The sequence below is a fragment of the Pantoea sp. EA-12 genome (assembly GCF_030053355.1).
GTDB classification, from domain to species: domain Bacteria; phylum Pseudomonadota; class Gammaproteobacteria; order Enterobacterales; family Enterobacteriaceae; genus Pantoea; species Pantoea vagans_C.
This window is the reverse complement of sequence record NZ_JASGBY010000003.1, coordinates 208,101-222,076: the sequence shown is the minus strand read 5'-3', so window position 1 is coordinate 222,076 and position 13,976 is coordinate 208,101. Positions and strand designations below refer to the sequence as shown.

General features: G+C 54.7%; 9 protein-coding genes. All 9 read left to right on the top strand.

The features are described from left to right. The first annotated feature begins 32 nt into the window (after positions 1-32). Complete coding sequence (gene tssB, locus QMZ30_RS06220) at positions 33-527, top strand: type VI secretion system contractile sheath small subunit (RefSeq protein ID WP_283226739.1); 495 nt, start codon at positions 33-35, stop codon at positions 525-527. A 27-nt stretch (positions 528-554) separates the two neighbouring features. Further along, on the top strand, positions 555-2,087 hold the full coding sequence (tssC, locus tag QMZ30_RS06215; RefSeq protein ID WP_039329468.1) for a type VI secretion system contractile sheath large subunit: 1,533 nt from the start codon (positions 555-557) through the stop codon (positions 2,085-2,087). 14 nt (positions 2,088-2,101) lie between these two features. Continuing rightward, positions 2,102-3,451, top strand: a complete 1,350-nt coding sequence (gene tssK / locus QMZ30_RS06210) for a type VI secretion system baseplate subunit TssK (protein WP_283226738.1) — start codon at positions 2,102-2,104, stop codon at positions 3,449-3,451. Continuing rightward, entirely contained in the window at positions 3,448-4,110 is a 663-nt protein-coding gene (tssL, locus tag QMZ30_RS06205; RefSeq protein ID WP_283226737.1) for a type VI secretion system protein TssL, short form, read from the top strand. Before tssK ends, tssL begins: the two co-directional genes overlap by 4 nt. A 10-nt stretch (positions 4,111-4,120) precedes the next feature. Then, positions 4,121-5,818, top strand: a complete 1,698-nt coding sequence (locus QMZ30_RS06200) for an OmpA family protein (RefSeq protein WP_283226736.1) — start codon at positions 4,121-4,123, stop codon at positions 5,816-5,818. A gap of 16 nt (positions 5,819-5,834) precedes the next feature. Beyond that, a complete protein-coding gene (locus tag QMZ30_RS06195; RefSeq protein ID WP_039329461.1) occupies positions 5,835-6,326 on the top strand; it encodes an Hcp family type VI secretion system effector in 492 nt (163 codons plus the stop codon). 199 nt (positions 6,327-6,525) lie between these two features. Beyond that, positions 6,526-9,171 carry a type VI secretion system ATPase TssH gene (tssH, locus tag QMZ30_RS06190; RefSeq protein WP_283226735.1) on the top strand — a complete coding sequence of 882 codons (2,646 nt, stop codon included), beginning with the start codon at positions 6,526-6,528 and terminating at the stop codon, positions 9,169-9,171. Continuing rightward, on the top strand, positions 9,171-11,693 hold the full coding sequence (locus QMZ30_RS06185; protein WP_283226734.1) for a type VI secretion system Vgr family protein: 2,523 nt from the start codon (positions 9,171-9,173) through the stop codon (positions 11,691-11,693). Before tssH ends, QMZ30_RS06185 begins: the two co-directional genes overlap by 1 nt. Before the next feature lie 17 nt (positions 11,694-11,710). Beyond that, positions 11,711-13,969 (top strand): ATPase, encoded by a 2,259-nt coding sequence (locus QMZ30_RS06180; protein ID WP_283226733.1) that lies wholly within the window; start codon positions 11,711-11,713, stop codon positions 13,967-13,969. Positions 13,970-13,976: the final 7 nt, after the last annotated feature.

Here is a 13,976-nt window from a genome sequence, read left to right as displayed (position 1 = left end):
CGCTCGGTCAAAAGACAAAAACAGGTATTCACATGGCTAATAGCTTTCAGGACGAAGTACCCGCAGCACGCGTCAATATCAAACTCGATCTGCACACCGGTGGTGCGCAGAAAAAAGTGGAATTGCCATTAAAGCTGATGGTGGTGGGGGATTACAGCAACGGTCAGGACGATCGCGCCGTTTCAGAACGTGAAAAAATCTCGATTAACAAAAACAACTTCAACCAGGTACTGGCGGAGTACAACCCAAAGGTGAATCTCACCGTTGCCGATACGCTGGCGGCAGATGGCAGTGAAGCCGCAGTGAAGCTGAATTTTAAAGAGATGGCTGATTTTGAACCCGAGCAGGTCGCCCGCCAAATTCCTCAACTGCGTGCACTGCTCTCAATGCGCAATCTGCTACGCGATTTGAAGTCCAACCTGTTGGATAACGCCACGTTCCGCCGCGAGCTGGAAAATATTCTCAAAGACGAAGCACTCAGTGATGAGCTGCGCGCAGAGCTGGCCGCATTGGCACCGCAAGCGTAAACGTCCGTTATCAGCAAGGAGCTAACTATGTCACAACGAGAAACTCAGGCAACCGCCAGCCCAGGCCATGCAACGCTGGAGGGTGGCGTCTATCAGTCGCTTTTCGAGAAGATCAACCTCAACCCGGTCAGCCAATTAAACGGCATTGATGCATTCCAGGATAACGATGCACTGGCCGATACCTCTGCCGACGAGCGCGTGACTGCCGCCGTCAGCGTCTTCCTCAATCTGCTCAAGCAGTCCTCGCAGAAAGTCGAACGTCTGGACAAGACGCTGCTCGATAATCACATCAGCGAACTGGATAACCAAATAAGCCGCCAGTTGGATGCGGTGATGCATCATCCAGAATTTCAGAAAGTGGAGTCTGCGTGGCGTGGTTTGAAATTCCTGGTGGACCGGACTGACTTCCGTCAGAACGTGAAGATTGAAGTGCTGGATGTCTCGAAAGACGACTTGCGTCTGGACTTTGAAGACGCGCCAGAAATCGTACAAAGCGGTTTCTATCACCACACCTACACTCAAGAGTACGACACACCGGGCGGCGAGCCGATTGGTTCAACTATCGCCAACTATGAGTTTGATCGTAGCCCGCAGGATATTGCGCTGTTGCGGAATATTTCCAAAGTGGCGGCGTCGGCGCATATGCCGTTTGTGGCTTCCGTGGGACCGGCCTTCTTCGGCAAAGAGACCATGGAAGAGGTCGCTGGCATCAAAGATATCGCCAACTACTTTGACCGTGCGGAATACATCAAGTGGAAGTCCTTCCGCGACAGTGATGATGCGCGCTACATCGGTCTGACGCTGCCGCGCGTATTAGGGCGCCTGCCTTATGGCCCGGATACCGTGCCCGTGCGCAGTTTCAACTACGTGGAAGAGGTCAAAGGCCCTGATCACGACAGCTACCTGTGGAGCAACGCCTCTTTTGCGTTCGCCGCTAACATGGTGAAAAGCTTTGTGAACAACGGCTGGTGCGTACAGATTCGCGGCCCACAGGCGGGTGGTGCGGTAACGGATTTGCCGATTCATCTTTACGATCTCGGCACCGGTAATCAGGTAAAAATTCCTTCTGAAGTGATGATTCCGGAAACGCGCGAATTTGAGTTCGCTAACCTCGGCTTTATCCCGCTGTCGTATTACAAAAACCGCGATTACGCCTGCTTCTTCTCAGCGAACTCGGCGCAGAAACCGGCGCTGTATGACACCGACGAAGCCACGGCTAACAGCCGCATCAATGCGCGTCTGCCTTACATTTTCCTGCTGTCGCGCATCGCGCACTACCTCAAGCTGCTGCAACGGGAAAACATCGGCACCACCAAAGATCGTCGCATGCTGGAGCTGGAGCTGAATAACTGGATCAACACGCTGGTCACGGAGATGACCGATCCCTCGGACGATCTGCAGGCCTCGCATCCGCTGCGTGAAGCCCGTGTGACAGTGGAAGATATCGAAGATAACCCCGGTTTCTTCCGCGTCAAACTCTATGCAGTACCGCATTTCCAGGTTGAAGGATTGGATGTCAACCTGTCGCTGGTTTCTCAAATGCCGAAGGCGAAAGCGTAAGTCAGGGAGCAACAATGAAGGTTTCACGCCCGCTGTGGATTGAAGGCGCATTCCTTGCGCCGCATCAGTTCCAGCAACAGGCGCGCTGGGAAGCGCTCACCAACCAGTGCATTGCACAGTTGAGTCTGACACACCCGTGGGGCGTGCTGAACGCGCGCTTCGATGGGGAGGCGCTGCGCGTCAATCGCCTGAATGCACAACATCTGGCGGTGCGTTTGCAGGATGGCACCCTGATTGACAGCGACCGTGCCGACGCGCTGCCTGCGGCGGTGGATCTGCAGCGGGCGATTCCCGCGGACTGTCATCAGGTGACGGTGCTGCTGGCGCTGCCACTGGAACACGCCAACGGCGGCAACTGCCAGACCGGTACGCAAGCTTCCGAGCGCCCACTGCGTTATCAGCAGGAGTGGGTGTCAGTGCAGGATGTGTTCGGCACCGAGCAAGAGTCGATCGCCGTTGAGCGTTACGCACTCTCGCTGCGTTTTGACATCGACAATAATGACGAATACTTCACCTGTCCGCTGGTGCGCTTGCAGCGCGATGGCCAGAACGGATGGCAGATCGACAACGCGTTTATCCCGCCACTGCTGGCGTTTGGTAGCAGTGAGCTATTGCAGGATCAACTGAGCCTGCGTGTCGCGCAGTTACGTGCCAAACGTATGCGTTTGATGGGCATGCGCCGCGAGAATAATCAGCGCATGGCTGATTTTGCCGTCGCGGATGTTTCGCTGTTCTGGCTGTTGAATGCGCTTAACACTTACGAGCCGGTGTTGGTGGATTTTGAAACCTCACCGATGATTCATCCTGAACTGGTTTATCGCGAACTGGTGAAGCTGGCGGGCAGCATGTTGACCTTCTCGCTGGAGCACGACATGGATGCCATCCCGCGTTATGACCACGCCAGGCCAGCTGACGTCTTTCCCCCGCTCTTTACCCTGATCAGCACGCTGCTGGAGGCGAGCCTGCCATCCCGCGTGGTGGCCGTGGAGCTGGAGTTGGTGCGTGAGAACCAGTGGCGCGCCCAGTTGACCGATAGCCGCCTGCGTGAAGAGGCTGATTTCTATCTGTCCGTGCGTTCCGACTTGCCTGCGCATCAGCTGCAGAGTCAGTTCCCGCCGCTGTGCAAAATCGGTACGCCAGATGAAGTGAACAACATCATCAATGGCGCACTGAACGGCGTGCCGCTCATTCCGCTGAGCCACGTGCCAGCAGCGATCCCACTGCGGCTGGAGAACCAATACTTTGCGCTGGATCTGGCGCATCCCTCGGCGGTCGCGATGCTCACGGCAGGCAGCTGTGCCATTTACGTTCCAGGTGTGTTGCCGGGCATTAAATTAGAACTCTATGCGGTGCTGCGCTCATGAAACAACAACTCTCCATTGATGAACTGCTGCGCGACACTTGGCTGCTGGTGGTTGCCCTGCGCAACGGCGATGTGGCGGAAGAGGGCGAAGCGCTCTATCAGCGCGGCGTTGAACTGGTTGAACAGACACGCCAGCGTTTGGCCGGGCAGGGGATTGCCAGCGAAGACAGCGACCACATTGCTTATGCGCAGTGTGTGCTGCTGGATGAGACAGTGCTCAATCGCCCGCTAGATGACAACGGCTATGCCTTTTGGATGCGTACACCACTGCAGGCGCGTTTCTTTAATACGCTGCAAGGTGGCGAGTTGCTCTATCAGCGTATGCAGCAGGTGCTGGCGCAGATCGCGCCAAACCCACTGGTACTGAGCTGCTTCCATCGTGTGTTGATGCTCGGCTTCCAGGGTCGCTATCGGAATCAGCCGCAGCAGGAGCGCCAGGCGCTGATCGCCGAACTGGCTGCGCGGGTGCCGCCGTTTGATGTTGCAGAAGATACGCCAATTCTCGCCCATATCGGCCGCCGTTCAACCGGACTGTGGCGTGGCCGTTCGCTGTGGTTCTGGGCAGCCAGCGCGGTGGTCATCGTTGCCGTGGTGTGGTTTGGCCTGCATTACCAGCTTCAACAGTCACTGAGTGACTGGTTACAGGAATCACAGGGCTAAGGAGCAGCCGTTGAGTATCCTCTTGAAACGCACGCTATGGCTGATGAGCTGCCTCGCTGCGTTGATCATCTGCGTGGTTTTCCTGCCTGTGAGCCGCAGTGCGGCCTGGGCAGGTGCGGTGGCTGCCGTGCTGGTCGCGGCCGTTGCCTGGTGGCGCACAGGCCGTGCCGCACAGGCCTTACGCCATGCGCCTTTAGGTGAACAACTGGTCGCCGCCCTGCCGGACGTGGACTATCGTCTGCCGGTGGTGCTGACCGTGGGCGAACGTGCAGAGGCGCTGTTTGCTGGCGAAGCGGTGCGTGAAACCGCGCAGGGATGCTACATCCTCATTCCTCAGCCGGATCAACTGGCACATTACAGCGAGATGCTGCTGGCGATACGTCCCGGCTGGAGCACACAACTGAGTGCGCTGCTGGTGCTGCAACCCGAGCAGCACCATGACCAGCCGGTACTGGCGGCACAGCTGCGCGAATTTCGTTTTCAGGTACAGCGCTGTGCACAACACAGCGGCCATGCGCTATCCGCAATGTTGGCTTGTCTGCTACAGGGCGCGCCATCGCCGTGGTTTAGCGTGGAGACCGCACAGGCCGGCGTGCGCGTGTGGGATGAACAGCAACAGGGCACACCTCTGAGCCGCTGGGTAGCGAATGCGGATGACAGTAAAAAAGCCTCGCGACTGGCGCAGGGCGTGATGCTAAGCAGCCAGATCGCCTGGCTGCGTGAGCAGGTTCTGCCGCAGTTCAGTGGCACTGAGCAAGCCAGTGCGCCACTGCATCTGCACGCGATGGCGATGAGCTGGCAGCCCGAGGTGGCATCGGTTCCGCGTAACCTGTGGCAGCAGTGGTTGCAGCAACGCACCACGCTGCGGGCGCTGGCAACCGATACGGTTTCCAGCCATGGGCGCTTCCCCGACTTTCTCTTGGCTCAGTTGCCGGTGCGTCGTGGCTACTCTCCCCCCCAACGTGCCGCCGTGTATGCCCTGGCGCTGGTGACGCTGTTTAGCGTGATCGCGCTGGCGTGCTCATCGTGGAACAACCACCGTCTGCTGCGCGCTATCGCCAGTGATGTCGCACGCTATCGGGCGATTGCGATGACCAACACGGCGGTAAAAGTCCCGGCATTAAACCAGTTACAGAGCGATGCGCGACTGCTGGAGAAGTATCAGCGCAACGGCGCGCCCGTGCATTTAGCGCTGGGGCTCTATCCGGGAGAGCAGCTCTATCCGCCGGTTATGGCAGAGATTCGCGGCTACGTTCCTCCGGCGAAACCGCCTGAAAAAGGGGTGCCACGTCTGGTACGTCTGGACAGCATGTCGCTGTTCGAGGTGGGGAAATCCGCATTGAAAACGGGATCGACCAAAGTGCTGGTGGATGCCCTGATAGATATCAAAGCCAAGCCCGGTTGGATGGTGTTAGTCACCGGGCATACCGACAGTACCGGCGATACGCGCGCTAACCAGCAACTTTCGCTGGCTCGTGCGGCCGCCGTGCGCGACTGGATGATCGCTACCAGCGATATCCCTGAAACCTGTTTTGCGATTCAGGGATATGGTGCAACGCGGCCGGTCGCCACCAATACAACCTCTGCGGGGCGGGCTGCTAACCGCAGGGTTGAGATCAGTCTGGTACCGAACGCAGCGGCCTGCCAGCCAGCTGCACGGCAATCAGACTTATCACTCTCGTCGCCATCAGGTGACAAAAACCCATAAACAACAGGAGTTAATCATGGCTATTCCAGCATACCTTTGGCTGAAGGACGACGGCGGTGCTGATATCAAAGGTTCCGTTACTGTACAGAACCGTGAAGGCAGCATCGAAGTCGTGGCACTGGACCATGCGCTGTACATCCCAACGGACAACAACACTGGCAAGCTGACCGGAACCCGCGTGCACGCGCCGTTAGTGTTTACTAAAGAAGTCGATTCTTCAACCCCGTATCTCTATAAGGCGGTGACCTCAGGCCAGACCCTGAAATCAGCTGAATTCAAATGGTACAAAATCGACGATGCCGGTCAGGAAAAAGAGTATTTCAACACCAAGCTGGAAAACGTGAAGGTGGTGAAAGTGGCTCCGCTGATGCATGACATCAAAGATCCCGCCAAAGAGAAGCACAACCACCTGGAAGTGGTTGAGCTGCGCTATGAAAAAGTTATCTGGACCTACAAAGACGGCAACATCATTCACTCCGATTCCTGGAATGAGCGCGCACAGGCGTAATGCCGCTGCGTGAGTAATCTCAGTGCGCCCCGCGTGGGGCGCCTGTTCTGCTGTTACGTACCTCATTGACATCGATGCGTCAGTGACTGGATTCATCGCGCAACTTGCTGTTCTACCCCAACGAACGATCCTCGGTCGTGCGGTAGCCATGGCGCAACACGATGAATGCCCCGATTTTTTGCCATAGGACGGGACTATTATGGATATCTCTTCACCTGCTTTACTTCGCCGACTAAACCCCTTTTGCGCCCGGGCGCTGGACGCCGCCGCCGCGCTCTGCCAAACCCGCGCACACCGGGAAATTACCGTGGAGCACTGGCTGTTGAAACTGCTGGAAAGCGGTGAAGGCGATATCGTCACCGTAGCCCGCCGCTATGAGTGGGATCTGGATGGGCTGTGGCAGTCGCTGCTCAGCCATCTTGAGACCTTGCCGCACAGCGTCACCCAGCGCCCTCAGCTCTCTTCCGCACTCAGTGGCCTGCTGCAATCCGCCTGGCTGGTGGCCTCGCTGGAAGAGAATGCGACATCGATTCGCTCTGCACATCTGTTGCAGGCGTTGATCACCCAACCGGCCTGGCTGCACGCGCAACAGGCCTGGCCGCTACTGAGTTTGAGCGCTACCCAACTGCAACGACTGCGTCCGCTGCTGGATGCTCAGTCAGAAGAGCGCCCCGAACAGCAGGCGCTGGCGGAGAGTGCAACGGTGCTGGCGGATGACAACGCGCCACCCGCATTGAACGGCAAACAGACCTTGTCTGACGCGCTGCAGCAGGTACTGAACAAGTTTACCCACGACCTCACCGCGCAGGCGCGTGCAGGTAACATCGATCCGGTTCTGGGCCGCGATAATGAAATCCGCCAGATGATCGATATCCTCTCTCGCCGCCGCAAAAACAATCCGATTATGGTCGGCGAGCCGGGTGTGGGTAAAACCGCGTTGGTAGAAGGACTGGCGCTGCGCATTGCCGAGGGCAACGTGCCGGAAAGCCTGAAACCGGTCTCACTGCGCACCCTCGATCTGGGTCTTTTGCAGGCAGGTGCGGGAGTGAAAGGGGAGTTTGAGCGGCGCCTGAAAAGCGTGATCGATGCCGTCCAGCAATCCCCTGAACCGGTGCTGCTGTTTATTGATGAAGCCCACACCCTTATCGGTGCGGGCAACCAGGCGGGCGGCGCGGATGCCGCTAACCTGCTGAAACCCGCGTTGGCGCGTGGCGAACTGCGCACCATCGCCGCTACCACCTGGTCAGAGTACAAACAGTATTTCGAACGCGATGCCGCTTTGGAGCGTCGCTTTCAAATGGTCAAAGTGGATGAGCCGGATGACGCCAACGCCACTCTGATGCTGCGCGGCCTGAAATCTCGCTATGCACAACATCATGGCGTACACATTCAGGATGCGGCGATTCAGGCAGCAGTGACGCTGTCGCGTCGTTACCTCACCGCCCGCCAACTGCCGGATAAGGCGGTGGATCTGCTGGATACCGCCAGTGCGCGTGTGCGCATGAGCCTCGACACGCAGCCAGAAGCGCTGATGCAGTTGCAGGCGCAGCTCGCGGCACTGGCGATGGAACAACAGGCGATTGAGGACGATCTGGCACTCCATCCACAAGCTGATGCCACGCGTCTGACCACAATGGCGGAGCAACGCAGTGCGCTGCAAACCCAATGCTCCGCGCTTGAACTGCGCTTCCAGCAGGAAAAAACGCTGGCAGAGCAGATCCTTACAGCTCGCCAGCAGCCGGAGCAGGGCGCAACCTTAAGCGATTTGCAGCAGCAACTCACTACGCTGCAGGGCAACGCGCCACTGCTGTCGCTGGATGTGGATGCGCGCAGCGTGGCAGAAGTGATTGCCGACTGGACCGGCGTGCCGCTGGGCAGTTTGCTAAAAGATGAACAGACCAACCTGCTCGAACTGGAACAGCAGTTGGGCAAACGGGTGATTGGCCAGGATGCCGGATTGCACGCGATGGCTCAGCGTCTGCGTGCCGCGAAAACCGGCCTGACGGCAGAAAACGGCCCGCTGGGGGTATTCCTGCTGGTGGGACCGAGCGGCGTGGGTAAAACCGAATCGGCGCTGGCGCTGGCCGACACGCTGTTTGGCGGTGAACGTGCGCTGATCACCATCAACCTCTCTGAGTATCAGGAAGCACACACCGTATCGCAGCTGAAAGGGTCACCACCAGGTTACGTAGGATACGGCCAGGGCGGCATTCTCACCGAAGCGGTGCGCAAGCGCCCTTACAGCGTGGTGCTGCTGGATGAAGTGGAAAAAGCGCACCGCGATGTCCTCAACCTGTTCTATCAGGTGTTCGATCGTGGCGTGATGCGCGATGGCGAAGGGCGTGAAATCGACTTCCGCAACACCGTGATTTTAATGACCTCCAACCTCGGCAGCGATGAACTGATGGCACTGCTGGAGCAGCAGCCGGAAGCTCCGGCCAGCAGCGTTAATGAATTGCTGCATCCGATCCTGCGCGATCACTTCCAGCCTGCGCTGCTGGCCCGATTCCAGACGGTGATCTATCGCCCACTCAATGCAGCGGCGCTGCGCGAAATCGTCAGCATCAAACTGGGGCAGGTCGCCAAACGACTGCAACGTCACTATGGCCTGCAGTGCCACATCGAAGAGAGCCTGTATGACACGCTGGTCAGCGCTTGTCTGCTACCGGACAGTGGCGCGCGCAACATCGACAGCTTGCTGAACCAACAGATTTTGCCAGTGCTGTCGCAAACGCTGCTGCTGCAACTGGCACAGCAGGAGAAACCGACGCACCTGACGCTGGGCTTCGATGATGAAACCGGCATCACCCTGAGCCTGACGGCACAGCATGGGGAGAACGCATAATGGCGCTGGCAGATATCGCGACAAAAATCGGCCAGACCTTAAGTGGCTCGATGAACCGTTATGACCTTACGGTGGAGGGCGGTGCAGCGGCGCTGGATGTGGAATCCTTTACAGGGGATGAAGCGCTGAGTGGTCTTTATGCTTATCAGATCATTTTTAGCAGCCTCGACAGCGGCATCACGCCGCAACAGATGCTGCTAAAAAACGCCAGCTTCAGCTTCAATGCGCCGGGTATGCAGCTCGCGGGTTTTTCTCTGCCAGGCATGGAATCACCGCGTACCGTGCATGGCGTGATCACTCAATTCCAGCGCCTCTCTTCTTCGCTGGATGAAACCCGCTATCAGGTCACGCTGGAGCCTCGACTGGCGCTGCTGGGCAATGCCAGCCGTCCGGCGATTTTCCAGAACCAGTCGGTGCCGGAGATTGTTGAGCAAATCCTGCGTGACAATCACCAGTTTGAAGGCTGGCAATTTGAGTTCCGCCTGCGTGGCACTTATCCGCGTCGCGAACAGGTGATGCAGTGGCAAGAATCGGATCTGGCGTTTATCGAGCGTCTGCTGTCTGAAGTGGGCATCTGGTATCGCTTTGCAGCCGATAGCCGCATGCAGCAAGAGATCGTGATTTTCGCTGACGATCAGCAGTTCTATCAGTTTGATGTGTCACTGCCGCTGCGCGCTCTCTCGGGCATGAACGACGGCGCCACCGAATCGGTGTGGAAGCTTAGCAGCAGCCACCAGGTGGTGAGCCAGGCGGTCAAAGTCAAAGATTACAACTATCGTGATGCACAAAACGGCCTGCTCACCGAGGGTGATGCCGGTGCCGACAGCACCGCTTATGGCGAAGTCTATCGCTATAGTGATAACTACCTGACGCAAGGCGCGCAGCAGGACGCCGAAACCGAGACCGGGGCCTTCTTTGCCCGCTTGCGCCACGAACGTTTGCTCAACGCCCAGCATCAACTGAGCGGTGCCAGCAACGCGGCTTCACTGCAACCAGGGCAGATGCTGGAAATCATCGGTGATGTGCCACCGCTGTTTACCGCGGGCGTAGTGATCACCGCCATCAGCGCTCAGGGCGGCCGTGACGCGTCATTTACGCTCAGCTGGCAAGGTATTCCTTACAGCGAAACTGTGGGCTACCGCCCGCCACTGCTCAAACGCCCTACCATCGCTGGGACCTTGCAGGCACGCGTTACCAGCGTGACGGAAAATGACACCTACGCGCATCTGGATGAGAGCGGTCGCTACAAGGTGAAGTTTGACTTCGACCTGACACAGTGGAAAACCGGTTACGAAAGCCTGTGGGTGCGTCTGGCCAAACCATACAGCGGCGATACTTACGGTTGGCATATGCCGCTGATCGCGGGCACCGAAGTGGCGATCGCCTTCGAAGCGGGCAATCCCGATCGTCCTTATATCGCTTATGCGCTGCACGACTCGCGCAATGAAGATCATGTCAGCGCTGCCAACCATAAGCGCAACGTGATTCGCACCCCGGCCAACAACAAGCTGCGCATGGAAGATGAGCGCGGCAAAGAGCACATCAAACTCTCTACCGAATACGGCGGTAAAAGCCAGCTAAACCTTGGCCATTTAGTCGATGGTGAACGCACCCAGCGTGGCGAAGGCTTTGAACTGCGCAGTGACAGCTGGGGCGCGATTCGTGCAGGGAAAGGGCTGTTTATTAGTGCGGATGGTCAACCCAAAGGGCAAGGAAACGCACTGGATATGCAGGCGGCTATTGCACAATTGAATAACGCTTTAGCCTTGGCAAAGGCGTTAGCACAGAGCGTCGGTACATCGGGCGCAGATACGCCCGACATTGCGGCTCAACAAGCCTTACAGGCTGAACTGAACCAGTTAAGTGGTTCAGCATTGCTCGCCAGCGCGCCAGCAGGTGTGGCGGTAACCACGCCGCAGCATATGCAAATGACTGCAGGTAAAAATCTCACAACCACCGCCGGAGCCAATGCTGACTTCAGCATTATGAAGCGCTTTACCGTTGCAGCAGGCGAGGCAATTAGCCTGTTTGCACAGAAAATGGGCATAAAAATATTTGCAGCGCGTGGCCCGGTGGCGATTCAGGCACAAACCGACACGATGCAGTTGCAGTCTGATCAGGCGCTAAGCGTCAACAGCGTGAATGGAGAAATCACGCTCAACGCGGCCCAAGGCATTACGCTGGTCAGTAACGGCGGTGCTTATATCAAAATCAAAGATGGATCAATTGAGTTGGGTGCGCCTGGCGCCGTCAATATCAAGAATGACAACCTCAGTTGGGGTGGTTCGGCATCACTCGAACAAGCGCTACAACCCATGACTGTTGCTGACCCTGAGTTCCAGAATCCGATGAGTGAGCGATTCCAGGTAATTGATAAAACCTCGAAACAGCCAAAAACTAATGTTCCTTATCGTATTGAAAGCGAAGATGGAACGGTGGTTCGCGGTGTGACAGATGCTGAAGGCTATACGCAATCACACTTTGGTCTGGAACAACAAAAAATTAACCTCTTTTTTGAATAACAGGGCAGGGACTGCAGATGACAGATAAAGCTACGCCAGCAGCGGAAGGACAGCTGAATAAAAGTGAAAACAGTGTCGTTCAAGTAGAACATGAATCGTCGTTGATTTATTTCAGACCTGACACAGAAGAGTTGGTTTTGTTGGCAGAGTCCGCTAGTCATGAGTTTGATGAGCACTGGACTGATTTACTATTATGCGTAGACAATCACCACAAAGCGAATGAAAACTACTCCTCACTCATTGAAAAGTATGGTTTGTTATACGCTCAGCCAGACAAAAAAAATCAATTGTCTGAGGCTGAAAAGGCGGTGCAAAAAGCACAGGATGAATTAGCGGCCACTCAAAAAGAATTAAGCAAACGTATAGGTGATTTTGATTCTAAAGGTGCGGGCTATAAAGATGTGGTTGAGCTAATCCCCATCAAAGGGACTTCAAACCGGGGTGGCCGAGCATTGGCAGGCAGTCGATATGTTTATGTGCAGAAAACCTATTATGACGATCTGGGTGCAGGGAAACGACATAACGTAAAAATTAGTGGCAAAGACAGAACATCAGCAGGTGAAAGCATTTATCAGAACGGGCGAGTTGACTTAAAAAAACTACGTAAGCAACTAACCGATTTGAAAATACCTAAGCCAAAAAAACAAGATGTTAAGTTGCCAAAACCAGCTGATTTTATCGATATAGACAAAACGCTTGTCGAGTGGGCCGGAAGTTGGAACGATTGTCTTGGTAGTGACGAAAATGGCAAACCACATAGCATTGATATTTCGGCAGGCGCACAATTTTTACGCTTCACTTCAAATGTTGGAATGTCAGGCAAATGGGACCCCAATAATGGCAAGGTAAGTTATAAAGGGGAAGCCAGCGCCGTTGTCAACGTCGCTTCCGGAACGGTTAACGCTAAGTGCTTTTATCCCGACCGAGTAGGTTGGCCACTGAAATATGAACCAGAATCCAGTTCACCCATCGATATGGGCATGCTCAGGTTGATTCTGAATACAGACTTGGTTGGCTTTGTAGGCGCTTCGGTACAAGCTGAAGCACAGTTGCAAGTCACGACCTTTATGAGTCAAGACGGTATTAAGCAGGTTCTTACAGGTAAGAAAAGTGACAAGCTGCCGCGTTTTACTGAAAGAAGAACGACTGGTGCAAAATTCCAAAAGCAAATGAATGATAATGATGAAGGCGTCAGTATTAACGCTGAAGCTTTTGGTGGTGCTCGTGCCGAGGCATTTTTGAAAGGCAGCATGCAATGGTTAGAGCCATTGTCCTCCCTCGATCAGCGCCATGCCAGCGCTGATGATAAAAAAGCCGCTGCTGAGTATGTGGATTTTTGCACCATTGGCAGCAGTATCGCTGGTTTGGCGGGTTTAGGGGCAGGAGCTACTTTCCAGTGTGACTTCATCAACGGCAAATTCGGCTTCAAAATTGCTGCTAGTCTCTGTTTTGGACTGGGTGCAAAAGGGGCATTTATTTGTGAAGTAGGGTACGAGCATTTTAAGAATTTTGCTTCATGGTTAATATATCAACTCTTCGCCTTGAACTACCACTATTTGGAAGTTATTGCAGAAGATGCATTTAAAACCTTTACACGCTTATGTGTTTTACAAGTGTCTAAGCTTAAGGATAGCGTTTATGAGGAGGTAAATAAATTTGTAGAAGATGTTGAAGATGTTAATGATAAGTTTAATAGTTATGTTTCGTCGGTGATATCTGATGCTGAGAATGGACTTTCTTCCTCAAGAAAGAGAAATCAGTTGGCTGACAATATAAATTCCAACCCATTGAATTTGCTTGATTACACGCCAGAAGCAAAGGGGATACTTCTTTACCTATTAACTAGACACGGGGTTTATGACCATTTTGACCATAAAGCCTATGGGCCAATGTTTGAAATCTATGCATCACGAAAGAAAGCTATAATAAACATTCTTCACAGCATACAAACTAAAAGTGAATGGAACCAAATTATGCAACATCGAACTTATGACGGTTCTACTATAATAGGAATAACCATTAATGAGGTCGAACAAGAAATTCGAGCGTTTCTTGACGAATCATGGAACAGGTCCAATGAATTCGATGAGTTAGAATTAAGCCTCACAAATGAACTTGATCAAATCTACGCGAGAATCAAAACAAATATTTCGTGGGGTTATGCTCTGGTAATGAATAATACTCAAGAGTATTTTCTTAATACTAACTCCAATCCATATTATCCTAATGGTAATTCTTCTAATCCACTGAGTGACAAAAGGACATATAATGTTTAGGGGTGAA

Coding starts and splice junctions, on each gene's coding strand:
- tssB (WP_283226739.1), top strand. CDS start 33: ATGGCTAATAGCTTTCAGGACGAAGTACCCGCAGCACGCGTCAATATC.
- QMZ30_RS06180 (WP_283226733.1), top strand. CDS start 11,711: ATGACAGATAAAGCTACGCCAGCAGCGGAAGGACAGCTGAATAAAAGT.
- tssL (WP_283226737.1), top strand. CDS start 3,448: ATGAAACAACAACTCTCCATTGATGAACTGCTGCGCGACACTTGGCTG.
- tssK (WP_283226738.1), top strand. CDS start 2,102: ATGAAGGTTTCACGCCCGCTGTGGATTGAAGGCGCATTCCTTGCGCCG.
- tssC (WP_039329468.1), top strand. CDS start 555: ATGTCACAACGAGAAACTCAGGCAACCGCCAGCCCAGGCCATGCAACG.
- tssH (WP_283226735.1), top strand. CDS start 6,526: ATGGATATCTCTTCACCTGCTTTACTTCGCCGACTAAACCCCTTTTGC.
- QMZ30_RS06185 (WP_283226734.1), top strand. CDS start 9,171: ATGGCGCTGGCAGATATCGCGACAAAAATCGGCCAGACCTTAAGTGGC.
- QMZ30_RS06195 (WP_039329461.1), top strand. CDS start 5,835: ATGGCTATTCCAGCATACCTTTGGCTGAAGGACGACGGCGGTGCTGAT.